The sequence below is a fragment of the Bradyrhizobium sp. AT1 genome, from assembly GCF_001590795.1.
GTDB lineage: Bacteria > Pseudomonadota > Alphaproteobacteria > Rhizobiales > Xanthobacteraceae > Bradyrhizobium.
This window is the reverse complement of sequence record NZ_JXDL01000001.1, coordinates 4,608,315-4,632,875: the sequence shown is the minus strand read 5'-3', so window position 1 is coordinate 4,632,875 and position 24,561 is coordinate 4,608,315. Positions and strand designations below refer to the sequence as shown.

The 24,561-nt window shown below is 65.0% G+C and carries 22 protein-coding genes; 11 read left to right on the top strand and 11 right to left on the bottom strand.

All coding sequences use genetic code 11. The features are described from left to right. Nucleotides 1–4: 4 nt before the first annotated feature. Entirely contained in the window at nt 5–2,272 is a 2,268-nt protein-coding gene (ptsP, locus tag SE92_RS21535) for a phosphoenolpyruvate--protein phosphotransferase (RefSeq protein ID WP_063198177.1), read from the bottom strand. 374 nt (nt 2,273–2,646) lie between these two features. Next, on the bottom strand, nt 2,647–3,903 hold the full coding sequence (locus SE92_RS21530; RefSeq protein WP_063198175.1) for an aspartate kinase: 1,257 nt from the start codon (nt 3,901–3,903) through the stop codon (nt 2,647–2,649). A gap of 150 nt (nt 3,904–4,053) precedes the next feature. On the opposite strand from SE92_RS21530, the gene SE92_RS21525 reads away from it, so the two are divergent. The 4 genes from SE92_RS21525 (at nt 4,054) to SE92_RS21510 (ending at nt 6,860) form a co-directional block, all read left to right on the top strand. Next, complete coding sequence (locus SE92_RS21525; RefSeq protein WP_063198173.1) at nt 4,054–4,521, top strand: PH domain-containing protein; 468 nt, start codon at nt 4,054–4,056, stop codon at nt 4,519–4,521. A 14-nt stretch (nt 4,522–4,535) separates the two neighbouring features. Beyond that, complete coding sequence (gene ubiG / locus SE92_RS21520) at nt 4,536–5,309, top strand: bifunctional 2-polyprenyl-6-hydroxyphenol methylase/3-demethylubiquinol 3-O-methyltransferase UbiG (RefSeq protein WP_063198171.1); 774 nt, start codon at nt 4,536–4,538, stop codon at nt 5,307–5,309. Nucleotides 5,310–5,419: 110 nt separating this feature from the next. Then, entirely contained in the window at nt 5,420–5,701 is a 282-nt protein-coding gene (locus SE92_RS21515) for a GIY-YIG nuclease family protein (RefSeq protein ID WP_063198169.1), read from the top strand. A 259-nt stretch (nt 5,702–5,960) separates the two neighbouring features. Further along, a complete protein-coding gene (locus SE92_RS21510) occupies nt 5,961–6,860 on the top strand; it encodes an EamA family transporter (protein ID WP_063198168.1) in 900 nt (299 codons plus the stop codon). Here SE92_RS21510 and SE92_RS21505 read toward each other — a convergent pair. The 4 genes from SE92_RS21505 to SE92_RS21490 are packed head-to-tail and all read right to left on the bottom strand — an operon-like array spanning nt 6,857 to nt 9,331. Continuing rightward, complete coding sequence (locus tag SE92_RS21505) at nt 6,857–7,339, bottom strand: DUF1178 family protein (RefSeq protein WP_063198166.1); 483 nt, start codon at nt 7,337–7,339, stop codon at nt 6,857–6,859. The two genes, SE92_RS21510 and SE92_RS21505, sit on opposite strands and share 4 nt — an antisense overlap. After that, complete coding sequence (locus SE92_RS21500; RefSeq protein WP_063198164.1) at nt 7,336–8,214, bottom strand: carbon-nitrogen hydrolase family protein; 879 nt, start codon at nt 8,212–8,214, stop codon at nt 7,336–7,338. Before SE92_RS21500 ends, SE92_RS21505 begins: the two co-directional genes overlap by 4 nt. Then, on the bottom strand, nt 8,211–8,486 hold the full coding sequence (grxC, locus tag SE92_RS21495) for a glutaredoxin 3 (RefSeq protein WP_063198162.1): 276 nt from the start codon (nt 8,484–8,486) through the stop codon (nt 8,211–8,213). The genes SE92_RS21500 and grxC overlap by 4 nt, the downstream gene beginning before the upstream one ends. Before the next feature lie 47 nt (nt 8,487–8,533). After that, nucleotides 8,534–9,331 (bottom strand): ComF family protein, encoded by a 798-nt coding sequence (locus SE92_RS21490; protein ID WP_063198161.1) that lies wholly within the window; start codon nt 9,329–9,331, stop codon nt 8,534–8,536. A 147-nt stretch (nt 9,332–9,478) separates the two neighbouring features. Between SE92_RS21490 and SE92_RS21485 the strand changes: the two genes are divergently transcribed. Beyond that, the gene (locus SE92_RS21485) at nt 9,479–10,327 is read left to right on the top strand and encodes a methyltransferase domain-containing protein (RefSeq protein ID WP_063203684.1); all 849 of its coding nucleotides are present in this window, start codon (nt 9,479–9,481) and stop codon (nt 10,325–10,327) included. A 125-nt stretch (nt 10,328–10,452) separates the two neighbouring features. On the opposite strand, the gene SE92_RS21480 is transcribed toward SE92_RS21485, so the two are convergent. Beyond that, nucleotides 10,453–10,863: a (deoxy)nucleoside triphosphate pyrophosphohydrolase gene (locus SE92_RS21480; RefSeq protein WP_063198159.1), complete on the bottom strand. Its 411-nt coding sequence runs from the start codon at nt 10,861–10,863 to the stop codon at nt 10,453–10,455. Between the two features lie 142 nt (nt 10,864–11,005). Between SE92_RS21480 and SE92_RS21475 the strand changes: the two genes are divergently transcribed. Next, a complete protein-coding gene (locus tag SE92_RS21475; protein ID WP_063198157.1) occupies nt 11,006–12,337 on the top strand; it encodes a TadE/TadG family type IV pilus assembly protein in 1,332 nt (443 codons plus the stop codon). A 39-nt stretch (nt 12,338–12,376) separates the two neighbouring features. Here the strand turns inward: SE92_RS21475 and argJ are convergent, their stop codons facing one another. Then, the gene (gene argJ, locus SE92_RS21470) at nt 12,377–13,636 is read right to left on the bottom strand and encodes a bifunctional glutamate N-acetyltransferase/amino-acid acetyltransferase ArgJ (protein ID WP_063198155.1); all 1,260 of its coding nucleotides are present in this window, start codon (nt 13,634–13,636) and stop codon (nt 12,377–12,379) included. 104 nt (nt 13,637–13,740) lie between these two features. Beyond that, the gene (locus tag SE92_RS21465; protein WP_063198153.1) at nt 13,741–14,682 is read right to left on the bottom strand and encodes a peptidylprolyl isomerase; all 942 of its coding nucleotides are present in this window, start codon (nt 14,680–14,682) and stop codon (nt 13,741–13,743) included. Between the two features lie 353 nt (nt 14,683–15,035). Here SE92_RS21465 and secA point away from each other — a divergent pair, with 353 nt between their 5' ends. Next, nucleotides 15,036–17,876 (top strand): preprotein translocase subunit SecA, encoded by a 2,841-nt coding sequence (gene secA, locus SE92_RS21460; protein WP_063198152.1) that lies wholly within the window; start codon nt 15,036–15,038, stop codon nt 17,874–17,876. Nucleotides 17,877–18,117: 241 nt separating this feature from the next. Beyond that, the gene (locus SE92_RS21455; protein ID WP_198172738.1) at nt 18,118–19,677 is read left to right on the top strand and encodes a sensor histidine kinase; all 1,560 of its coding nucleotides are present in this window, start codon (nt 18,118–18,120) and stop codon (nt 19,675–19,677) included. Here SE92_RS21455 and SE92_RS21450 read toward each other — a convergent pair. Continuing rightward, nucleotides 19,628–20,107: a response regulator gene (locus SE92_RS21450; RefSeq protein WP_245324818.1), complete on the bottom strand. Its 480-nt coding sequence runs from the start codon at nt 20,105–20,107 to the stop codon at nt 19,628–19,630. The genes SE92_RS21455 and SE92_RS21450 overlap by 50 nt on opposite strands. A gap of 87 nt (nt 20,108–20,194) precedes the next feature. Continuing rightward, nucleotides 20,195–20,638 (bottom strand): MarR family winged helix-turn-helix transcriptional regulator, encoded by a 444-nt coding sequence (locus SE92_RS21445; RefSeq protein ID WP_063198146.1) that lies wholly within the window; start codon nt 20,636–20,638, stop codon nt 20,195–20,197. 179 nt (nt 20,639–20,817) lie between these two features. Between SE92_RS21445 and SE92_RS21440 the strand changes: the two genes are divergently transcribed. The 3 genes from SE92_RS21440 (at nt 20,818) to SE92_RS21430 (ending at nt 24,560) form a co-directional block, all read left to right on the top strand. Then, on the top strand, nt 20,818–22,002 hold the full coding sequence (locus SE92_RS21440; RefSeq protein WP_063198144.1) for a substrate-binding domain-containing protein: 1,185 nt from the start codon (nt 20,818–20,820) through the stop codon (nt 22,000–22,002). Between the two features lie 149 nt (nt 22,003–22,151). After that, nucleotides 22,152–23,666, top strand: a complete 1,515-nt coding sequence (locus SE92_RS21435) for an amidase (RefSeq protein WP_063198142.1) — start codon at nt 22,152–22,154, stop codon at nt 23,664–23,666. A 36-nt stretch (nt 23,667–23,702) separates the two neighbouring features. Further along, nucleotides 23,703–24,560: a branched-chain amino acid ABC transporter permease gene (locus SE92_RS21430; protein WP_063198140.1), complete on the top strand. Its 858-nt coding sequence runs from the start codon at nt 23,703–23,705 to the stop codon at nt 24,558–24,560. Nucleotide 24,561 lies beyond the last annotated feature (1 nt).

Sequence of the window (24,561 nt, the reverse complement as noted above, 5' to 3'; positions counted from 1 at the left end):
CCCGCTACAACGCCAGGCCTTCGGCCTCGGCAAATTCCGTCAGCTTCTGGCGGATCGAGACGCTGCCCGCCGGCGCGTCCAGGAGCGGACCGAGCATGGCTTCGGCCTTCTTCGCATCGAGGTCGATCACCATCGCCTTGACCGGGCCGAGCGCGGTCGCCGACAGCGACAGCGAGCGGTAGCCCAGCCCGATCAGCGCCAGCGCGCCGATCGGCTTGGAGGCCATCTCGCCGCAGAGCGAGAGCGACTTCTTCGCCTCCTGCGATTTGCGCGCGATGTCGCGCAGCGCGCGCAGGATCGGCGCCGACATGGTGTCGAAGCGCTCGGACACTTTCGCGTTGCCGCGGTCGACCGCGAACAGGAACTGGAACAGATCGTTGGAGCCGACCGAGATGAAGTCGACCTTCCGCAAGAGCTCGTCGAGCTGATAGAGCAGGGCCGGCACCTCGACCATGGTGCCGATGTCGATTCGTTCGGGCAGCGTGTGACCGTGCTGGCGTAAGTATGTGAGCTCGCGCTCGACCAGGGCCTTCGCCGAATCGAATTCGGCGACCTCTGAGATCATCGGGAACATGATGCGCAGCGCGCGGCCGCCGCCAGCGCGTAAGAGCGCGCGGATCTGGCCGCGCAACAGGCCGGGGCGATCGAGCCCGAGCCGGATCGCGCGCCAGCCGAGCGCGGGATTTTCCTCGATCACGGCTTCCATATAGGGCAGCGCCTTGTCGCCGCCGATGTCGAGGGTGCGGAAGGTGACCGGCTTGGGGCCGGCGGCATCCAGCACAGCGCGATAGAGCGCCAGCTGGTCGCTGGTGCGCGGCAGGCTCTGTCCCACCATGAATTGCAGCTCGGTGCGGAACAGGCCGATGCCGGCGCTGCCGGTGTCCTCGATATGCGGCAGGTCGATGGCCAGACCCGCATTGATCATCAGCTCGACCTTCTGGCCGTCCTTGGTGACGCAAGGCCGGTCGCGCAGCGCCAGATATTGCGCCTGGCGGCGGGCGCGGAAGCGCACGCGCTCGGCGAAGGCCGCCTCGACTTCCTGGGAAGGGCGCACATAGATCGAGCCGGAGGTGCCGTCGACGATGATGGCATCGCCGGGATCGGCGATGCCGGGGGCGTTCGGGACTTCGCCGACCGCGGGGATGCCGAGAGCGCGCGCCACGATCGAGACGTGCGAGTTCGCGGTGCCTTCCTCGAGCACGATGCCGCGCAGGCGTTTGCGGTCATAGTCGAGCAGCGCCGCCGGGCCCATCGCGCGCGCGATGACGATCGCGTTGTCGGGCAGCTGCTCGCGCGAGGGCGCGTGGTCCTGGCCGACCAGCTGCCGCATCAGGCGGTAGCCGAGATCCTCGAGATCGTGCAGCCGGTCGCGCAAATAAGGGTCGGTCGAGCGCAGCATGCGCGCGCGGGTGTCGGACTGCACGCGCTCGACCGCGGCTTCCGCGGTGAGGCCGGTGGCGACCGCCTCGTGCAGCTTGTGCGACCAGCCCTGGTCGTTGGCGAACATGCGGTAGGCTTCCAGCACCTCGCGATGCTCGCCGCCTTCGGCGACGTCGCCGCGCTCCAGCATGCGGTCGAGATCGGCGCGCAGCTTGGCGAGCGCGGTGTCGAGCCGCTTGATCTCCTTCGGCAGGTCCTCGGCGATGTAGTCCTTGATGACGACGCGCGGCTCGTGCAGCACGACGTGGCCGAGCGCGATGCCCTCCGACAGGATGGCGCCGACCTTCTGCGCGGAATGGCGCGCGGCCGGCTCCTGGCCCGGCTGGGCCAACGCGGAGAGCTCGCCGGAGGCGATCAGCTCTGCCAGCACCATCGCGGTGGTCTGCAGCGCCTCGAGCTCCTCCTCGACATAATTGCGCTTGGCGCGGTTCTGCACCACCAGCACGCCGAGCGTGTTGCCGGCCCGCAGGATCGGGACGCCGAGGAAGGAGTGGTAGATTTCTTCACCGGTCTCGGGGCGGAACGAGAAGGCCGGGTGGCTCTGCGCGTCGTTCAGATTGAGCGGCGTCGCCTCGCTGGCGACCAGGCCGACCAGACCCTCATGGGCGCTCAGCACGGTGTGGTGCACCGCCTCGCGGTTGAGGCCTTCGGTGGCGTAGAGTTCGAGCGTGTTGTCGATGCGCAGCACATAGACCGAGCACACCTCGGCCACCATGTTGGCGGCGATCAGCACCACGATCTTGTCCAGCCGCTCCTGGGCCGAGACCTGCTCCGCCATGGTTTCGCGGAGCCGTCTCAACAAGACGCGGGGACCTCCCGACGCGCTCCGCATGAACCGTCAATCTCCTCCGTCTGCCGGGCCCGGCGGTATCGGCCGGCGGCTGGCCTAAAATTCCAGAAAAACAACCAAATTGTTTGTCCGGCGCAGGCACAAACCCAAAATCCACGTGAGATTGAGCGCTTGCACCGAATCAGCGCCGCCAGAACTGGGACACAGTCCGCGGCAGCCCACCCTGTTCGCCGTATAGCGAATTGGGGCTTGTTTTGCCAAGCAAAACGCCTGCCAAACGCGAAGGTGTGTACACCTTCGCGTTTGCTGCGACCGCTAAGAGAAAATTAGCCTAAGCGCGGTCCGGAAAAGCGCGAGGCGGTTCTCCGGTCAGACCACGCTCAAAGGACAATCTGAAGCGCGACCGTGGTCGCGCTTCAGGCCTGATCGAGGCCGTAGAGCGTGTGCAGCGTGCGCACCGCAAGCTCGGTATAGGCGGTGTCGATCAAAACCGAGAATTTGATCTCGGAGGTTGTAATGGCCCGGATGTTGATATTCCGCCCCGCGAGGGCGGAGAACGCCTGGGCGGCGACACCGGCATGGCTGCGCATGCCGCTGCCGATCACCGAGATCTTGGCGACGTCGGTGGCGGTATCGAGCCTGGCATAACCGATCTTGCCCTTGGCGGCGGTAATGGTGTCCTTGGCGCGGGTATAATCGGCCGCCGGCACCGTGAAGGTGAGGTCGGTGGTCTTGCCGTCCTCGGAGACGTTCTGCACGATCATATCGACGTTGATGTTGGCATCCGCCAGCGGGCCGAAGATCGAGGCGGCCACGCCCGGCTTGTCCTCGATCTGGCGCACCGAGATCTGGGCCTCGTCCTTGGAGAAGGCGATACCGGTGACGACGTGGCTTTCCATGATCTCCTCCTCGCTGCAGATCAGCGTGCCGGGCGGCTGGTTGGCATGCGGGTCGATATCCTCGGGCTTGTCGAAGCTCGAGCGGACGAAGATCGGCATGTTGTGGACCATGCCGAGTTCCACTGAGCGGACCTGGAGCACCTTGGCGCCCTGGGAGGCCAGTTCCAGCATGTCTTCGAACGCGATCTTGTCGAGCCTCTTGGCCTTCGGCACGATTCGCGGGTCGGTGGTGTAGACGCCGTCGACGTCGGTATAGATGTCGCAGCGATCGGCCTTGACGGCTGCGGCAACGGCCACGGCCGAAGTGTCGGAGCCGCCGCGGCCCAGCGTGGTGATGCGGTTGGTCTTGGGCTCGATGCCCTGGAAGCCGGCGATGACCGCGACCTCCTTGCGTTCCTGGAAGCGCTTGATGATCTCGCTGCCGTCGATGTCCTCGATCCGGGCCGAGGCATGGGCGTCGCTGGTCTTGATCGGGATCTGCCAGCCCTGCCAGGAACGGGCCTGGATGCCCATGCCCTGCAGCGTGATGGCCAGCAGGCCGGAGGTCACCTGCTCGCCGGAGGCGACGACGGCGTCGTATTCGCGCGCGTCGTGCATCGGCGAGGCCTCGGTGCACCAGGCCACCAACTCGTTGGTCTTGCCGGACATCGCCGAGACGACCACGGCCACTTCGTGGCCGGCGTCGACCTCACGCTTCACATGGCGTGCGACGTTGCGGATACGTTCGATGTTGGCGACGGATGTGCCGCCGAATTTCATCACGAGGCGGCTCATGACGACGCGTGCATTCCTTCAAAGGGATCAGTATGGTGACCCGCACCGGACAGGTGCCTGCGGACACCGACCGCGCGTATACATAGCGGCGGCGCCGGGGGCAAGCGGGTTCCTGCGGGGCCGGGTGCGGGCAATGGGTTAACCGAGGTCATGGCGCGTTATATCGACGAGATTCTGCAGCCCGGCGAGAAGGTGCTGTATTCGACCAATGCGCACTGGATATTCTATTTCCCGGCCATCCTGGCCTGGATCGTGGCCCTCGCACTCTTCGTCGCGTCCCGGCAAGCGGTCGTCGAAGGGCTCGTCCTTCTCTGTCTCGTCGCCGCCGGCCTCGTCGCGCTGGCTGCGCTGTACTGGACCTTGAAAGGCTGGTTCCACCGCTTCACCACCGAGACCGACGTCACCAACCTCCGGGTCGTGCACAAGACCGGGTTCATCAAGCGCCGAACCTTCGAGATGGCGCTGGACAAGGTCGAGAGTGTCGACGTCAACCAGACCATCCTTGGACGTATTCTCAACTACGGCGATGTGACCATCAACGGGGTCGGCGAAGGCCGCGAAACCATCCGGACCATCGCCTCGCCGCTCGCCTTCCGTAGTTCGATCACCACGCGGTAGGACCGCGCCTGACCATGAGCATGCAGCAAGATACTTCCCTCTCCGCCAGCCCGCAGCCGGGCTCGACCGTCGATGCCGCCGAGATCGCAAAGTTCTCGAAACTTTCGGCGGAGTGGTGGGACCCCAATGGCAAGATGGCGCCGCTGCACCGGATCAACCCGCTGCGGCTCGGCTATATCCGCGACGCCGCCTGCCGCAAGTTCGAGCGCAACGTACGCAGCCTCAACTGCCTCGGCGGCTTGCGCGTGCTCGACATCGGCTGCGGCGCGGGCCTGTTGTGCGAGCCGCTGTCGCGCCTCGGCGCGCAGGTCATCGGCGTCGATCCTTCCCAGAGCAACATCGCCGCGGCGAAGCTGCATGCCGACAAGGGCCATCTGGCGATCGACTACCGCTGCACCACGGTGGAGGAGATCGACCCGCGCGAGCGCTTCGACATCGTGCTGGCGATGGAAGTGGTCGAGCACGTCGTCGATGTCGGAATCTTCCTGAAGCGCTGCGCGGCGATGCTGAAGCCGAACGGCCTCATGGTGGTCTCGACGCTGAACCGCAACTGGAAGAGCTTCGCGCTCGCCATCGTCGGCGCCGAATACGTCCTGCGCTGGCTGCCGCGCGGCACCCACGAATGGAACAAGTTCGTCACGCCCGACGAACTGACCAAATACCTGCTCGACAACCGCCTCGTCATCACCGAGCAGACCGGTGTGGTCTATTCGCCCTTCGCCGACAAATGGAGCCTCTCGTCGGACATGGACGTGAACTACATGGTGGTGGCCGAAGCGATGGTGTGAGGGCGTATGAGTGAGATGCGATCTCTAACTCCCCGCGCGGTGTCGTCCCTGCGAACGCAGGGACCCATAATCACAGGCCCATCGAGTTAGCCAAGACGGGCGCCCCGAGCATGTACTACGTCTACATCCTCGCCAGCCGCCATCACGGAACGCTCTATATCGGCGTGACCAATTCCCTTCAAAAGCGGATGGAGCAGCACCGCGCCGGCAAGGGCTCCGAGTTCGTCAAGCGATACGGCGTGCATCGCCTGGTCTACACCGAAGCCTACGAGAGGGCCGAGGACGCGATCGCCCGCGAAAAGCAGCTGAAACGCTGGAAGCGCGATTGGAAGATCGAACTGATCGAGCGGGACAATCCGGACTGGCGAGACCTCAGCGATTTGCTGGTTTGATACGCAGGCCCGCGCCAAGCCCTCGCTGTCGTCCCTGCGAACGCAGGGACCCATACCGCGTGATCTCTCGGTGGGGTTCGCTGTGAGATGCGCGGGTCGGCGGCCTTCGCACAACTGCTCCCTGGGGTTATGGGTCCCTGCGTTCGCAGGGACGACAGTGGAGTTTGTAGGGCGGGCATCGCTCCCATGACATCCCCGCGGTTGACCCCGCCGATCTCAGCTTGCAGGTTGGCCGCAGTCATTTCCCGTTAGTGCCCCCATGCTCACCATCGCCAGCCTCTGGATTCCCTTCACCGTCGTTGCCGCGCTCGGGCAGGTCGCGCGCAATGCGATGCAGCGCTCGCTGACGAAGCCGCTGGGGACCTGGGGCGCGACCAATATCCGCTTCCTGTTCGGCTTCCCGTTTTCACTGGTGTTCCTCGGGGTGGTGCTGATCGCGACCGGCGATCATCTCGGCATGCCGCCGACCGCGTTCTGGCCATGGCTGCTGCTCGGCGCGCTGAGCCAGATCGTCGCGACAGGCCTGATGCTGCTCGCCATGAACGATCGCTCCTTCGTGGTGACGACGGCGTACCTCAAGACCGAGGCGATCCAGACCGCGATCTTCGGCTTCGTCTTCCTCGGCGATCACCTCACCTGGCTGAAGGTGCTGGCGATCGTGATCGCGACGATCGGCGTCGTCATCACCGCGCTGCGGCCCGGTGGCGAGAAGAGTTTTGCCGAATTGAGGCCGACCATCACCGGCCTCGTTGCGGCGGCGGCCTTTGCGCTCTCCGCGGTCGGCTTCCGCGGCGCCATCATCAACGTTCCCGGCGTCTCGTTCGTGACCTCGGCCTCGTTCACGCTGGTGCTCGGCCTGTTCGTGCAGACGCTGGTGCTGACGATCTATCTGCTCTGGCGCGCGCCGAAGATATTGCAGGCGATCCTGGGCTTGTGGAAGCCGTCGATGCTGGCGGGCTTCATGGGCGCCTTCGCCTCGCAGTTCTGGTTCCTGGCCTTCGCGCTGACGGCCGCCGCCAATGTCCGCACGCTCGCTCTGATCGAGGTGCTGTTCGCGCAGGCCGTGGCCTATTACTCGTTCAAGCAGCCGATCGCGCCGCGCGAGATTCTTGGGATCGCGTTGATCGTGATCGGCGTAGCGGTGCTGGTCGGAGCTTAGTTCCGGTCTTCCGGCAGCGTCGGCAGCGGCGAGACCTCGATGCCTTCGTCGATCAGCGACTTCGCCTCTTCCGGCGAGGCCTCGCCGTAGATCGGGCGATGTTCCTTGTCGCCGTAATGCATCGCGCGGGCTTCGTTCGCAAAACGCTCGCCGACATTGTCGGCGTTCTTGACGATGTGATCGCGCAGTTCCTTCAGCTTGCTGCGCAGCTCTTTCTCCTGCGCCATCAGCAGCGAGGTCGGCCCTGACGGCGCGGCCTCGGGGGTCGCCGCAACCGCCGCCTCCGGCGGCGGGGTCGCGCGTCCGCGGCCTTTCTTGCCGACGATGCGCGGCGCCATGATCGCCTTCTCGACCTTGGCCGAGCCGCAGATCGGGCAGGTCACGAGCTTGCGCTTGACCTGCGAATCGTACGCCGACGAGCTCTGGAACCAGCTTTCGAAGTCGTGGTCCCGGTCGCAGCGAAGTGCGTAGCGGATCATGCCGATCCCCGCACGAGGTGCAGATGGTCCGGCCCCGCCTTGGGGTCGGAGACGCCGAAGCGGCGGCCGTGCTGCAGCGAGGGGATGGCGCGGCGCGCGGTCTCGACCTTGGCCGGGTCGATCCTGGCCATGATGATGCCGGGCTCGACGTCGCCCTCGGCGAGGATCTCGCCCCAGGGATCGATGATCAGCGAATGGCCGTAGGTCTCGCGCTTGTTCTCGTGGGTGCCGGCCTGGGCCGCGGCGAAGATGAAGCAGCCGGTCTCGATCGCGCGCGCACGCAGCAACACGTGCCAATGCGCTTCGCCGGTCTTGCGGGTGAAGGCCGAGGGCACGGTGATGAAGTAGGCGCCGCTCTCGGCGAGAGCACGGTACAGCGCGGGGAAGCGCACGTCGTAGCAGATCGTCAGGCCCACCCGGCCCCAGGGCAGGTCGGAGATCACGGCGGTCTCGCCCGGCTGGTAATTGGCGGATTCGCGATAGCTCTCTCCGTCCGGCAGCTCGATGTCGAACATGTGGATCTTGTCGTAGCTCGCGAGCACATTGCCCTCGGGCCCGATCAGGAAGGAGCGGTTGACCGCCTTCTCGGGCGAGAAGCGCAGCGCCAGCGAGCCGACATGGAGATGAATCTTCAATTCGGCCGCGAGCGCGCGGTAGGCCTTCAGCGAAGCATCGTCTTCCTCGCTCTGCAGATGCTCGAACAGCGCCTTGCGGTTCAGCTGCATCATGTTGCTGACTTCGGGCGTCTGCACGTAGTCCGCGCCGTTGGCGGCAGCCTGCCGGATCAGCTTGGTGGCCTGTTCGAGGCTCGGCCCGGGCAAGAGGCCCGTGCGCATCTGCACCATCGCGGCCGTGAACGTGTGTTTCTCGCTCATGAGGTTGCCTTCACACTTTCGAGCATGCCGTCGAGCTTGCCTTCGCGATCGAGCGCATAGAGGTCGTCGCAGCCGCCGACATGCGTTCCGCCGATCCAGATCTGCGGGAAGGTCGAGCCCTCGCCGGCGCGATCGTACATCTCGGCCCGCCAGGACGGGTTCTTGGCGACGTCGAATTCCGTGAAGATCGCCTTCTTGCGGGTCAGCAGCGACTTGGCAGCGGAACAATAGCCACAGCCCGGCCTGGTGTAGATCTCGACAGCAGCGGTCATCTCGTCTGGCGCTCTCATGTCATGAATTCATTGAATTATATGGGACTTTACCTGACCTCCACAACCCGGGCGAACACCAGCACGTCGACCTGGGCGGCCTTGGCGCGCAGCAGGGCCCGCGCACAGGCATCCAGGGTCGCGCCCGAGGTCAGGACATCGTCGATCAGGACAATCCGGCGGCCCTGGACCTCGGTCTGCCGATCGGGAGATACCTGGAATGCGCCCTGCACATTGGTGGCGCGCTGGGCCCGCGAGAGGCCGATCTGCTGCTCGGTAGCCCGTACGCGACGCAGCACCTCGGCCCGCGTCTTGATCCCACTCTGTCGCTCGATGATCTGCGCCAGCGCCCCGGACTGGTTGTAGCGGCGCCGCCAGGCCCGCCGCCAATGCAGCGGCACCGGCACCAGCATGTCGGCCCCGGCCAGCAGCTCGCCGCCTGCCCGCGCCATCCAGCGGCCCATGGCGGGCGCCAGATCGGTGCGGTCCTGGTATTTCAGCGCATGCACCAGCGTGCGCGCGACGTCGTCATAGCGCACTGCCGCGCGGGCCCGCTGGTAGGCCGGCGGGCTCGCGATCGCCTCCATCGACAGCATGTCGGGGCCGGGATCGTAGACGAAGGGAATGCCGAGCCGTGGACAATAGGGCCGCTCGATGAACGACAGCCGCGCCCAGCACGACGCGCAAACGCCCTCGCCATCGACCGGTTCGCGGCAGGACACGCACAGTGTCGGCAACGCAATGTCGAGCGCCAGCCGCGCCGCGCGGCTCAACACGGTGCGGCCAGCCGTCCACGCGCCACGCAGTGGCGCGGCGATCGAGCGGGTTGGGGCGGCATCGGCTTCCATGCGGGGAGGCTAGCGTTCCGCGCTTCCGGGCTCAAGCCACGCTCTCGTGCCCCGGACGCGGCGCAGCGTCTCTTCGACGATGCGCTGCAGAGCCGGGGCACGAGAGAGGAGATTGCATTGGCCAGCGTGATCGGCGTAACCAGCGCCATGTCTCAGATCCCGCAAACCCCTCCCGCATTGTTCGATCGCGCCTTGCTGCACGCGCGGCAGCGGCGTGCGCAGGCACAGGGGGCCGCGACCTTTCTGCTCGACCGGGTCGCCGAGGACATGTCCGATCGGCTGGCGGCGGTGAAGCGGGAGTTTCAGGCGCCCGCCGATCTCTGGACGCCAGGCGAGGGTCTCGTAGTCCTGCGCACGCGCCTTCCCTCTACCGCGCACATTGCGCTCGATGTGGCGGGGGCGGAGAAACTGCCGCTCGCGCCGGAAAGCCTCGACCTCGTCGTCTCCGCGCTGGCGCTGCAATTCGTCAACGACCTGCCGGGCGTGTTCGCGCAGGTCCGCCGTGCGCTGAAACCGGATGGGCTGCTGCTTGCCGCGATGATCGGTGGCGACAGCCTCGCCGAGCTGAGGCAAGCCTTCGCCGCGGCGGAGGCCGAATGCGAGGGCGGCGTGTCGCCGCGCGTCGCGCCGTTCGCGGATTTGCGCGACATCGGCGCGCTGTTGCAGCGGGCGGGCTTTGCGCTGCCGGTGACCGATGTCGATCGCGTCGTGGTGCGTTACGCCAATGCGTTCGCCTTGATGCAGGATCTGCGCCGCATGGGCGCGGCCAATGTGCTGATCGAACGCCGCCGCGCACCGAGCCGGCGCGCGACGCTGCTGCGCATGGCCGAAATCTATGCCGAGCGCTTTGCCGATGCCGACGGCCGCATCCGTGCGACGTTCGACATCATCTGGCTCTCCGGCTGGGCTCCGCATGCGAGCCAGCAGCAGCCGCTGAAGCCGGGCTCGGCCAAAGCGAGCCTGGCGGAAGCGGTGAAGAAGGCGGGGAAGGAGTGACGTGTCCCGGACGCGCTGCAGCGTGAAACGCTGCTGCGCAGAGCCGGGACCCAGCTCCGCGGCCCCTGGGCCCCGGCTCAGCAGCGCACCGCAAGGGCGCTGCGCTGCGTCCGGGGCACAGCCCCTCACATCAGCAAATCAATCAGATGCGGGATCAGCGGAATGTCCGCGGGCGGCATCGGATAGTCGCGCAGCTTGTTGGCGCGGACCCAGGCCAGGGCCTGGCCTTCGCGTGACGTCACCTGTCCTTCCCAGCGCCGGCAGATGTAGAGCGGCATCAAGAGGTGGAAGCTCTCATAGCCGTAGCTGGCGAAAGTCAGCGGCGCGAGGCACGGCTCGGCGACGGTGATGCCGAGCTCCTCGTTGAGCTCGCGGATCAGGCTCTGCTCCGGCCGCTCGCCGGGCTCACACTTGCCGCCAGGAAATTCCCAGAGGCCGGCCAGCGTCTTGCCCTCGGGGCGCTGAGCGATCAGGACACGCTTGTCGGCATCGACCAGCGCGCAGGCCACTACCAGTGTCAGTTTGAGATCGGCCATGCGTGAATGTGTCGCTCGCTGAAGATCATCGGTAACGGATCGTTAAACCGGTGACGCCCCCGATTCTTACGGTTCCCATAAGTCATATTTAATCAACGGTTCCTAGAGTGGAAACATATTTAGATCATTCCGGGCCCGGTTCATGCGCACTGCGCTTTCCACCACCATCCGCCGGTTCGTAAGCGACCGGCGCGGCAACATCGCGGTGATTTTCGCACTCGCCTGCGTCCCCCTGATCACGGTGGTCGGCTGCGCCGTCGATTACGCCCGCGCCACGCAGATACGCGCCAAGCTTCAGGCCGCGGCCGACTCGGCCAGCGTCGGCGCGGTCGCCAAGGCATCGCCGGCCTTCGCGGCCGCGGGGACGATGACCTCGGACGGTGCGATCCCCGTGGGCGTCACCGACGCCAAGAACATCTTCAAGGCCAACGTCGCCAATCTGACCGGCTATACGCTCAACAGTGTCACGCCGACCGTGGTCAAGACCGGCTCGACGGTCACCTCGACCGTTGCGTTCAGCGGCACCATCAACACGATGTTCCTCGGCGTGATCGGCAAGGCCGCGCTGAACATGAGCGGGACCTCGACCGCGACGGCGACCATGCCGCTCTACATCGACTTTTACCTGCTGCTGGACAATTCGCCGTCGATGGGCGTCGCTGCGACGCCGGCGGACGTCACCAAGATGGTCAATAACACGTCCGACAAATGCGCCTTCGCCTGTCACGACTACAACGACTCGAACAACTACTATAATCTCGCCAAGACGCTCGGCGTGACGACGCGGATCGACGTGCTGCGCAGCGCGACCCAGTCGCTGATGGACACGGCGAGCGCGACCGAGACCTATTCGAACCAGTTCCGCATGGCGATCTATGATTTCGGGGCTTCGTCGAAGACCATCGGCCTGCGTGCCCTGTTCTCGCTGTCGGCCAGCCTGTCGAGTGCCAAGACGGCGGCGGGCGGCATCGACCTGATGGGCGTCTACGGCAACAACGATTCCTACACCGCCGACAAGGACACCCAGTTCAGCACGGTCTTCCCCGCGATCAACAGCGCGATCAGCGCGCCGGGCGCCGGCACCTCGGCGGCGCCGATGAAATATCTGTTCTTCGTCTCCGACGGCGTCGCCGACGAATACAACACCGGCTGCTCCAAGCCGCTGGTGAGCGGCGGACGCTGCCAGTCGCCGATCGACGTCTCGCTCTGCACCACCATCAAGAACCGCGGCATCAAGATCGCGGTGCTCTACACCACCTATCTGCAGCTGCCGACCAATTCCTGGTACATGAGCTACATCGATCCCTTCAACAAGGGACCGTTCGGCCCCTCGCCGAACAGCGAGATCGCGCAGAACATGCAGAGCTGCGCCTCGCCAGGACTGTATTTCGAGGTGAGCCCGACGCAGGGCATCTCGGACGCGATGAACGCGCTGTTCAAGAAAGCGGTCGCGGACGCCCGGATTTCGGGGTGACTGTTCACCTCTCCCCGCAAGCGGGGCGAGGGAGAAAATTCAGGACCTGTAGTCCCCGTTGATTGCGACATACTCCTTGGTGAGGTCGCAGGTCATGACGCGGTCGCGGCCCTTGCCGAGACCGAGCGAGACCTTGATCGCGATCTCCGGTGCCTTCATCGCTTCCGACACCTGGGCCTCGTCATAGTCAGGATCGCGCGCGCCGCTCTTGGCGACGCGGATGCCGTTGAACGAGATCGAGAGCTTGTCGCGATCGGCCGGCTCGCCGGCTTTGCCGACCGCCATCACCACGCGGCCCCAATTGGCGTCCTCGCCGGCGATCGCGGTCTTGACCAGCGGCGAGTTCGCGATGGACATCGCGATCTTGCGCGCCGAGGCCTTGGTCTTGGCCCCCTCGACCGTGATCTCGACCAGTTTTCGCGCCCCTTCACCGTCGCGGGCGACTTGCTCGGAAAGATTGGCCAGGATCTGGTTGAACGCCTTCACGAACGCCTTCAGCCTGGGATCGCTGGCGCGGCTGATTTTGGGCGCGCCATGCGCGGCGGCGGCACCCGTCGCGAACGCCAGCAGCGTGTCGGAGGTCGAGGTGTCGCCGTCGATCGTCACCGCGTTGAAGGTGTCTTCGACGCCGGCCTTGAGCAGCGCCTGCAGCGCGGCGGGCGCGATCGGCGCGTCGGTGAAGATGAAGGACAGCATCGTCGCCATGTCGGGGGCGATCATGCCGGCGCCCTTGGCCATGCCGTTGATGGTGACCTTGGCCTTGCCGAGCTTGACGGTCGCGGTCGCGACCTTCGGGAAGGTGTCGGTGGTCATGATCGCCTTGGCCGCGGCAAGGTAATCGCCGGCTTCCGCGGTCTCGGCGAGGCGGCCGAGCACGCCGTCGAACTTGGTCGCGTCCAGCGGCTCGCCGATCACGCCGGTCGAGGCCAGGAAGATCTCGCTTTCGCTGCAGCCGACCGCCTTGGCCGCGATCTTCGCGGTGAGCGCGGTGGAGGCGCGGCCGGTCTTGCCGGTGAAGGCATTGGCGTTGCCGGAATTGACGACGAGGGCGCGCGCCAATCCTTTTTTAGAAGATCCGCCGCCCTTCAGCTTGGCGCGGCACCATTCCACCGGCGCGGAGGGGCATTTCGATTTGGTGAAGACGCCGGCCACCGCGGTGCCCTTGTCCATCACGGCCAGCAGCACGTCGGTGCGGTTCTTGTAGCGGATGCCGGCCTCGGCCGTCGCGAGACGGACGCCCGCGATCACGGGCATGTCGGGAACGTTCTTCGGGGCGAGCGGGGAGACGGTTGAGGACATCACGGGGCGCCTTGGTGGGATCTGGATATGCAGATGCCCGGCACGGGGGCCGGGCATCACGAAGGCTTAGATACTCTTGGCGTCAGCGAAGTGACAGTAGATTCTTACTTCTTCGCAGGCGGCGCCATCTTGCTGTCGGAAGGCTTTGCGTCAGAAGGCTTGGCCGGGTCCGCCGGCTTCGCATCGGACTTGGCATCCGCTGCCGGCTGGTCGAGCCGCTCGACCTTGGCCTCGGCGCGCAGCTTGGCCACATACTCGGCCTGGGCCTTGCGGGTGACGTAGCTCTCGATCTGGGTCTTGACCTGCTCGAAATCAGGCGCCTTGCGGTTGCGCTTTTCCTCGACCTTGATGACGTGCCAGCCGAATTGCGACTTCACGGGGTCGGAGATCTTGCCGGGCTCCAGGGCGAAGGCGACCGCCGAGAATTCCGGCACCATCTGCTCCTTGGTGAAGAAGCCGAGGTCGCCGCCATCGGCCGAGCCCGGATCCTTGGACTTCTTCTTGGCCAGCTCGGCGAAATCGGCGCCCTTGTCGAGCTCGGCCTTCACCGCCTTGGCCTCGTCCTCGGTCTCGACCAGGATGTGGCGCGCGCGCACCTCCTGCTCGCCGGTGATCTGTTTGGAGGCCTCCTCGTAGACCTTCTTCATGGCGTCGGGGGTGGTGGCGGCCTTGCCCTCGCCGGCGAGCAGGCTGTCCATCAGAAGCCGGTTGCGGGCGAATGCCAGGCGCTTCTTGAACTCCTCGCTGTCGGCAACCTTCTTGTCCTCGGCAGCCTTGCTGACGATTTTCATGTCGATCAGGAACGACAGGACGTTCTCGTCCTTGGTCGCCGGGTCCATCTGGGCGAGGCTCGGCCCGAGCTCCTCCTCGGCCATGGCGACGTCGCTCTTCTTGATTTCCGCGCCATTGACCTTCGCCAGCACCGGATCGTCGGCGGCCCGGAGCGGGCCCGCGAGCGCCAGGGACAGCCCCAAAGCAAGGCTGCCAGCCAGGGCGGACGCACGGCGGAAACGCTGGCCGGTGGTTACCGGGAACGAGGTGGTCATGGAAAATCCTTTTGTTGAAGCAGGGGGCTGCTCGAGCGGGGCGGACACTCGCCCAATTCAGGGGGGCTTTGCAACGCGAAAAGTCTGTCAAAATGATGAATTAGCCGCAATGCGGCCGCCGTTGACAAGGCCCTGACCGGGCCATATCTCTGCCCGGTCGCGACCATGGCGATGGCGTTTATTTTGCTGCGTTTTTGGCCGTTGAACCCAGACTTGCCCAATTCCCACCCATATGGCGGACGACCCCCGCAGTCCGGGCCATCGGCGCCACCAGGCGTCACGGTGAGTTGATAGGCAGGCGGGGGACAACTTCTTAGGCCAACGCGGTTGAATCGCGAACACAGGAACCAGGCATGATCGGCGCGCTCGCCCGCAAGTTTTTCGGCTCCGCCAACGACCGGCGGGTGAAGGGATATCAGTCCCGCGTCAACGCGATCAACGCGCTGGAGCCCGAGGTCTCGAAACTCTCCGACGAGGCGCTCAAGGCCCGCACCGCCGAGTTCAAGCAGCAGCTTGCCGAGGGCAAGACGCTCGACGACCTCCTGGTCCCCGCCTTTGCCACGGTGCGTGAGGCCGCCAAGCGCACCCTCGGCCAGCGCCATTTCGACGTCCAGCTGATCGGCGGCATGGTGCTGCACGAGGGCGACATCGCCGAGATGAAGACCGGCGAAGGCAAGACGCTGGTCGCGACCCTCGCGGTCTATCTCAACGCGCTTGCGGGCAAGGGCGTCCACGTCGTCACCGTGAACGACTACCTCGCCCGCCGCGACTCCGGCTGGATGGGCCAGATCTACGGCTTCCTCGGCCTGACCACCGGCGTGATCGTGCACGGCCTCGACGATGCCGAGCGCAAGGCCGCCTATGCCTGCGACATCACCTACGGCACCAACAACGAATACGGCTTCGACTATCTGCGCGACAACATGAAGTACCGGCTCGAGGACATGGTACAGCGGCCGCACTTCTACGCCATCGTCGACGAAGTCGACTCCATCCTGATCGACGAAGCGCGCACGCCGCTGATCATCTCCGGCCCGCTCGACGACCGTTCCGACTTCTACAACACCATCGACAGCTTCCTGCCCAAGCTCGACAAGTCCGATTACGACGTCGACGAGAAGCAGCGCACGGTGACGCTCACCGAAGCCGGCATGGAGAAGATCGAGGGGCTGCTGCGCGATGCCGGCCAGCTCAAGGGCGAGTCGCTCTACGACGTCGAGAACGTCTCCGTCGTGCACCACATCAACCAGGCCCTGCGTGCCCACACGCTGTTCACCCGCGACAAGGACTACATCGTCCGCGACGACGAGGTCGTGATCATCGACGAGTTCACCGGCCGCATGATGGCCGGTCGGCGCTATTCCGAAGGCTTGCACCAGGCGCTGGAAGCAAAGGAGCACGTGACGGTTCAGCCCGAGAACCAGACGCTGGCCTCGATCACCTTCCAGAACTACTTCCGCATGTACGAAAAACTCGCCGGCATGACCGGCACGGCGCTGACGGAAGCCGACGAGTTGTTCGACATCTACAAGCTCGAAGTGGTTGAAATCCCGACCAACCTGCCGGTCGCCCGTCTCGACGAGGACGACGAGGTCTACCGCACCCAGAACGAGAAGTACGCCGCGATCCTGGCAGAGATCGAGCGCGCCAATGCGCGGCTCCAGCCCGTGCTGGTCGGCACCGCCTCGATCGAGAAGTCGGAAGTGATCGCTGAATACCTCAAGAAGCACGGCTACCGGCAGATCGATTTCGGAAACGAAAATTCGATGCAGAAGCTGTATGCGGCGGCCCGCGCCGGCAAGCCGGCCAAGCTGTTCGCCGTGCTGAACGCGCGCTTCCACGAGCAGGAAGCCTATATCGTCGCGGAAGCCGGCGTGCCCGGCGCGATCACGATCGCGACCAACATGGCCGGCCGCGGCACCGACATCAAGCTCGGCGGCTCGCTCGAGATGCGCATCCAGCAGGAGACCGCGGGCATCGAGGACGAGGCCGAGAAGGCCAAGAAGATCGAGCAGATCAAGGCCGACATCGCCCATTTCCGCGACATCGTGCTGAAGGCCGAGGAGACGGTCGAGATCGAGCCGGCGAAGGGATCCAAGCCCGCCAAGACCGTGAAGAAACCGGGCGGCCTCTACATCATCGGCTCCGAGCGGCATGAATCCCGCCGCATCGACAACCAGCTGCGCGGCCGTTCCGGCCGTCAGGGCGACCCCGGCCGCTCCAAGTTCTTCCTGTCGCTGGAAGACGATCTGATGCGCATCTTCGGCTCGGACCGTCTCGACAGCATGCTGCAGCGTCTCGGCCTGCAGGAGGGCGAGGCCATCATCCATCCCTGGATCAACAAGGCGCTCGAGAAGGCGCAGCAGAAGGTCGAGGCGCGCAACTTCGACATCCGCAAGAACCTCCTCAAGTTCGACAACGTCCAGAACGACCAGCGCAAGGTGATCTTCGACCAGCGCGTCGAGCTCATGAAGGACGAGAGCGTCGCCGAGACTGTCAACGACATGCGCCACGCCTTCATCGACGACCTCGTCGCCAAGCACGTGCCCGAGCACGCCTATGCCGAGCAATGGGACGTCGCGGGCCTGAAGGACGAGCTGAAGCGCGTGCTCGATCTCGACCTGCCGGTCGACGAATGGGCCAAGGAAGAGGGCATCGCCGACGAGGAGCTGCTCAACCGCATCGAGACCAAGGCGGACGAGCACATGGCGGCCAAGGTCGGGCAATGGGGTCCCGACGTCATGCGTTACGTCGAGAAGACTATCCTCTTGCAGACGCTCGACCATCTCTGGCGCGAGCATCTGATCATGCTCGACCATCTGCGCCAGGTCATCGGCCTGCGCGGTTACGGCCAGCGCGATCCCTTGCAGGAGTACAAGACCGAGGCCTTCAATCTCTTCCAGGAGATGAGCGCGCATTTGCGCGAGGCCGTCACGGCGCAGCTGATGCGTGTCGAGATCGTGCCGCCGGAGCAGGAAGCTCCCGTGCTGCCGCCGATGGAAGCGCACAAGTTCGACCCCAACACCGGCGAGGACGAAATGGCGCTTGCCAGCGTCACGCTGGGCGCCCAGGCCACCGACGCCGCGCTGCGCGACCCGAAGAACCCCGCCAGTTGGGGCAAGGTCGGCCGCAACGAGGATTGCCCGTGTGGAAGCGGCAAGAAGTACAAGCACTGCCACGGGCGGTATGCGTAGTCCCGGGCCGGCGGAGGATTTTCCGCCGGCGGCCTTGGCCCATTCGATCACTGCCGCCCGCGCCGTCCATATCGGGCGGAACCCGATCTGACATATGGTGTTATCGTCTCATGATCTTGTGAGCGCGGCTCGGCTCGCAAGGTAGGACAATGTCGTCCGCCGCTGCCTGACAATTGACGGCCGGAATGCAGGTCGGGATGGCTTAACGTGGGGAGGCGGCCACGCCGGGCGATATTGCTCGATGGCTGCGCTGGTGCCGGGGTTAAGACCGTTCATGAATTCAGCAGACGATCTCCCGCCGTCCAGAGCCGAAATACTCGATGCACACGACCTCGATGGCGTTGCCGACGAAGCGGGCTTCGACGAACTGACGTCCTTCACCGCGGCTCTGTGCGAAGCGCCGATCTGTCTCGTCAGTGTGGTGGGCGAAACCATGCAGCGCTTCGTCGCCAAGCATGGCCTCGACGTCACTGAAACGCCGCTCGAATCCTCATTCTGTGCGCACGCTATGCTGGGCTCGGACCTGATGGTGGTGCCGGATGCGACCCGGGATCCGAGGTTCGCCGAAAATCCGCTGGTGACGGGAGACCCGTTCATCCGATTTTACGCCGGTGCGCCGCTTGTGACGGAGGACGGCTTTCCGCTCGGTTCGCTCTGCGTCATCGATCGTGTCCCCAGGCCGGGTTTGACGCCGCTGCAGCAGCAGGGCCTGCGCGTCATGGCCTCCCAGGTCGTGAGTGCGATGGGACACCGCAAGAAGACGAAGGTCCAACTGGCCAGCGAGGCGGTCGCGAAACAGGCACTCTCGGAGACCGAGCAGAAGTTTCGCATTCTGGCTGACACTATGCCTCAGATGGTGTGGTCGACGCTGCCGGACGGCCACCACGACTACTACAATGCCAGATGGTACGAGTTTACGGGCGTGCCGGAGGGGTCGACTGATGGCGAGGGCTGGAACGGAATGTTTCATCCCGACGATCAGGACAAGGCCTGGGAGCGATGGCGGCATTCGCTGAGAACCGGCGAGCCTTACGAGATCGAGTATCGGCTGAGGGATGCCGAGGGCAACTTCCGCTGGACTCTCGGCCGCGCCTTGCCGATTCGCGATGCGGAAGGCAACATCATCCGCTGGTTCGGAACCTGCACCGACATCCACGAGCAGAAGCTCCTGATGGAGCAGCGCGAGATGATCAGCCAGGAGTTGAGTCACCGCATCAAGAACATCTTCTCCGTGATCAACGGGCTGATCGGCCTGTCGACACGCACCCACCCTGAGCTCAAGGGTCTGGCGGACGAGTTGCGTTCGCGCATCATGTCGCTGGGCAAGGCGCACGATTTCGTGCGTCCGCACAGCGCGCGGTCTCGGCCGACCTCGATGCAAGCGACGCTCACAGGGCTTCTGGAGCAGCTTTTGTCGGCCTATCAATCGGAAGCGCAGCGGATTCGGATCAGGGGCGGCGATTTCCGGATCGACGATCGCTCTGCCACGCCCTTGGCGCTGTCGTTCCACGAACTGGCGACCAACGCTGCAAAGTACGGCGCGCTCTCGACGCTGGATGGGCACGTCGCCGTCGACATCAGCGAGGCGGGCGACGATGTCGTCATTGCGTGGACGGAAAGTGGCGGTCCGCAAGTCAAGTCGGCGCCCACTGCGGAAGGCTTCGGTTCAAGGCTGATCGCTTTGAGCATGACCAACCAGTTGGGCGGGAAGCTTTCTTACGACTGGAAGCCGGAAGGGCTCCGGGCCGTCGCTATGATTCCAAAAACTTCGATGAGCCGCCCGGCGCCGCAAAGAACGTGATCTCCGGGGAGAGCGGAGCTGCCTCTCCGGCGGCGTGGTGGACCGCGGTCAGGATCGCATCATCGCTGAAGGGCTTGCGGATGAAGCCGATAGCGGTCTCGGCCCGGGGCGCGATCTGCGCGGGATTTGCCGTGACGTAGACGATCTTGGTGCCGTAATTACGCGAGAGGTCGAGTGCGATCTGCGGCCCGGTCGATCCGTCGCGCAGATTGATGTCCACCAGCGCGATCTGAGCCTTTGGGCCCGCTTCCAGGGCCTCCTTGCGATCGGCCGCGATCGCAGCGATGCGGTAGCCCGCGTCTTCCAGGATGCGGGCAATGTCGCTGGCGACAAAGATCTCGTCTTCGACAATCAACACTGAGCGTGTCATTCGCGACCCTTCGGGTGACCTCAAAGATGCGGCATCGGCGCAGTGGACGTATTCCTCCACGCCCAAGGAGCGGGGATCAACCAGCAGTTCCTATCTTGGTTCCGGCATGCATTGGGCCTGATTTGCAATCTGCGACCGCCGGCTGAATCAATTCGAGCTGTCGATCAAACTCTCCAGCAGCCGCTTGAGCTCGCTCGTCGACTTGTCGCCGTAGCTCTCCAGGATGTGCTCCTCCTGGTCCACCGCGAGCGAGTTGAGCTTCTTGCTCAGAACCTTGCCGCGGTCGGAGATGAACATCAGCACCTTGCGGCGGTCGTTCGGGTCCTGCACGCGGTAGACCAGCGTGTCCGAGACCATGCGGTCGATCATCTTGGTCAGCGTCGGATGGTTGAGCAGCACGGCGTCCGCGAGTTCGCCCATCGAATGGCCGTTGCCATCCGACAGCACTTTCAGGATGCGCCATTGCTCGACGGGAACTCCTTCCTTGCTCAACCGCAGTTCGAGCTGCCGGTTGATCTCCCGGTTGGCTTGCGCCAGCAGATAGGCCAGGTGTTCGGTGATCGGGGTGTTTGCTTTGGTCGGTTTTGCCACGGCTAAGACTTCGTCTTGACCCAAATGAGTGAATGTCTTGCAATCAATGCTGCATCTATATGCACTTCAATCGTTGAATATTCAATATTTTCAAAATAGGATCATTGCCCAACAAAAGGGCGGACGCCGCGGTCGCCCGTAGAATGTGCTTTCAGGTCTGGCCCCGGACAGGAGTTGGCGTGCGCGCGACGGTAAACTTCCCGGCTCACGGCGGTCCGGCGTTGCCGCCGTCCATGCTGTTCAGGAATCTGTCGTCATCGGGCGCTGGCGGTGCGTTGGCGCCGGGCGACCACGCCCTGTTCAGGCGGCGCGGCGCCAACAAGCTGCGTGTCGGCGGCTTCATCTGCTGCACCGGCTCGCCCGGCGTCTGGGGGCCCTGCGCCACCAACAGTGCGCAGCTCGCCGTCGCCGAGATCAACAAGCGCGGCGGCATCCTCGGCCGCGAGATCGAACTGTCCATCTACGACGCCGGCGGCCCGTTGGATGACGTCCTGGACCGCGCCGAGCAGGCGATCGCGTTCGACGAGGTCGACCTGATCGTGGGCCTGCATACCAGCGCGGTTCGCGTGGCCTTGCGCGACGTCATCACGCGTCACCGCATCCCCTATATCTATACGCCGGTCTACGAAGGCGGCGAGCGCACGCCGGGCGTGATGGCGATCGGCGAGACGCCGCGCTGGCAGAGCCGCCCCGCCATCCACTGGCTCGCCGACGTCAAGAAGGCGAAGCGCTGGTACCTGATCGGCAGCGATTACGTCTGGCCCTGGCAGTCGCACCGGGCGGTGAAGAACTACATCAGGGAAACCGGCGGCCGCGTCGTCGGCGAGGAGTTCGTTCCGCTTGGCGAGGACAACCACGAGCCGCATCTGGCGCGCATCCGCGCCGCCAAGCCCGACGTCGTGTTGATCTCGCTGATCGGCACCGACAGCATCACCTTCAACCGCGCCTTCGGCGAATGGGGTCTCGGCAGCACGACGCTGCGGCTCGCGGGCGCGATGGACGACACCGTGCTGCTCGGCATCGGCGCCGACAACAGCGAGAACATGTTCTGCGCCTCGGGCTATTTCACCGGCACCGGTACGCGCGCCAACGACGACTTCCAGAGCCGCTATCACGCGATGTTCGGGCCGAATGCGCCGCCGATCGGGTCGGTCGGACAGTCGAGCTACGAGGGCCTGCGCTTCCTCGAGGCTGTCGCGAACAAGGCCGGCTCGTTGTCGATGGGCCCGATGCTCGTGGCCGGCCGCAACATCGTCTACAGCGGCGCCCGCGGCCCGGTCACCGTCCGCGACGGGCGCGCGCGGATGCCGATGCATCTTGCCGAAGCCGACGGTCTCGACTTCAAGCTGATCAAGCCGATCTGAGGCGCGCGGCGATCCGCGCAGGCCTCATTGCAAAATAATCCTTGAAAAGGAAAATATTTCCGTTTTGAATGTTCGGCGCGGCCGCGGATGCGTGCCTCGCGCCGGGGCGGCCACGCCCAACGTTACAGAGAAACTTTCAGGAGAGCGCCGTGACAGTCGTCCTTCCCACGCCAGCCCAGCTTCGCAGTGTCGCCGAGCAATGCGGCCTTTCGCTCACCGACGAAGACGTCGCTTCGTTCCGCGGCCTGATGCAGGGCTCGATCGAGGCCTACAATCTCGTCGGCGCGATGCCGGACGAGGTGCCAGAGGTCAAATACCCGCGCACGCCGGGCTATCGGCCGTCGGCCGAGGAGAACCCGCGCAATGCCTGGTATCGCAAGTCGATCGTGAAAGGCGCGGCCAGCGGCAAGCTCAAGGGGAAGACGGTTGCGCTGAAAGACAACATCATGCTCGCCGGCGTTCCCATGATGAACGGGTCGGCGACGCTCGAGGGCTACATCCCAGATTTCGATGCCACGGTCGTCACGCGCATCCTCGACGCCGGTGGGGAAATCCTCGGCAAGACCCATTGTGAATCCTTCTGCATGTCCGGCGGCAGCCACACCGGCGCTGTGGGTGCGGTGCATAATCCCTACAAGATGGGCTATTCGGCCGGCGGCTCGTCTTCCGGTAGCGGCGTCGTCGTCGCGCTTGGCGAAGCCGACATGGCGATGGGCGGCGACCAGGGCGGCTCGATCCGCATGCCGTCCTCGTTCTGCGGCACCTACGGCATGAAGCCGACATGGGGCCTCGTGCCTTATACCGGGATCATGCCGATCGAGATCTTCGTCGATCACACCGGCCCGATGACGGCCAGTGTCGCCGACAACGCGCTCATGCTCGAAGTGATCGCCGGCGACGACGGCTACGATCCCCGCATCAAGGCGCCCAAGGTCGAGGAGTACACCAAGGCACTTGGCCAGGGCGTCAAGGGCATGAAGATCGGGATCTTGAAGGAGGGCTTCGAGCAGGCGACCGCGGAGGCCGCCGTCAACGAAAGCGTGCGCGAGGCCGCGAAGCGCTTCAAGGATCTGGGGGCGACGGTCGAGACTGTCTCGATCCCGATGCACCTCGCCGGCCCCGCGATCTGGACCCCGATCGGCACCGAGGGCATGACCCAGACCATGATGTATGGCGACGGCTATGGCCTGAGCCGGTCCGACCTCTATTCGACCTCGCTGATGGATTTCCATCGCGGCTGGCGGCGCCAGGCGGATTCGCTGTCCGAGACCACGAAGCTGTTCCTGCTGCTCGGCACCTACATCAACAACAATTTCGGCCCGCGCTACTACGGCAAGGCGCTCAACATCTCGCGCCGCCTGACCGCAGCCTATGACAAGGCCTTTGGGGATTACGACCTGCTGCTGCTGCCGACCACGCCGATGAAGGCGACCAAGCTGCCGGAGCCGACAGCCAGCCGCGAGGACTACGTCGCCCGCGCGCTGGAGATGATCTCCAACACCGCGCCGTTCGACATCACCCATCATCCCGCGATGTCGCTTCCCTGCGGCATGGTCGACGGCCTGCCGGTCGGCCTGATGCTGGTCGGCCGCATGTTCGAGGAATCCACCATCTACCGCGCCGCCCACGCCTTCGAGCAGATCGGCGACTGGAAAAAGATGTGAGCGAAGATTTGGTCGAGCCGAGCGAGGCAGCAACGCATGGCTAACGCGTTCGTCGCAGCGTTCGAGATCCTGAGCTTCGGCGCGATCATCGTCCTGATCGTGCTGGGGCTCGGGATCATCGCCAGCATGATGGGCATCTTCAACTTCGCGCAGGGCGAGTTCGTCCTGCTCGGGGCCTACATCACCTATCTCGCTTACGCCAAGGGCCTGCCGATCTGGACCGGCATGGTCGCGGCGCCCTTCGTGGTCGGCGCGCTCGGCTTCGTGCTGGAGGCGCTGATCATCCGGAGATTTTACGCCGCGCCGATCGTCGCCATGCTCGGCACCTATGCGCTCGGCCTGATCATCCGCGAATCGGTGCGCGGCCTGATCGGCGGCTTCTATCTCACCGTGCCCGAGCCGATCGGCGGCTCGATCGACATCGGCGCCATGCACATCTCGGCGTGGCGCTTCACCATCATCGTGATCACGCTTCTGGTGATGGCGGGCTGTTATCTCCTGCTGTCGCGCACCAGCTTCGGCCTGCGCATGCGCGCCACGCTGGAGAACCCGTCGCTGGCGCGCGCCTCGGGCATTTCCACGCCGCTGATGTACGGCGCCACTTTCGCATTCGGCTCCGCGCTCGCCGGTCTCGCCGGCGCGCTGATCGTGCCGGTGTTCAGCCTCTATGCGGACCTCGGCCTGCGTTTCCTGATCCAGGGTTTTGTCGCGGTCATGGTCGGCGGCGTCGGCTCCTTCATCGGGCCGGTCGCGGGCGCCGGCGTCATCGGCACGCTCAGCGCCGCGCTGCCATGGATCATGGCGCCCGTGGTCGCCGACGTTCTCGTCTTCGTTCTCGCCATTGCTTTCATCAAATTCCGGCCGCAGGGCCTCATCGCTGGAAAAGGGGTTTAGT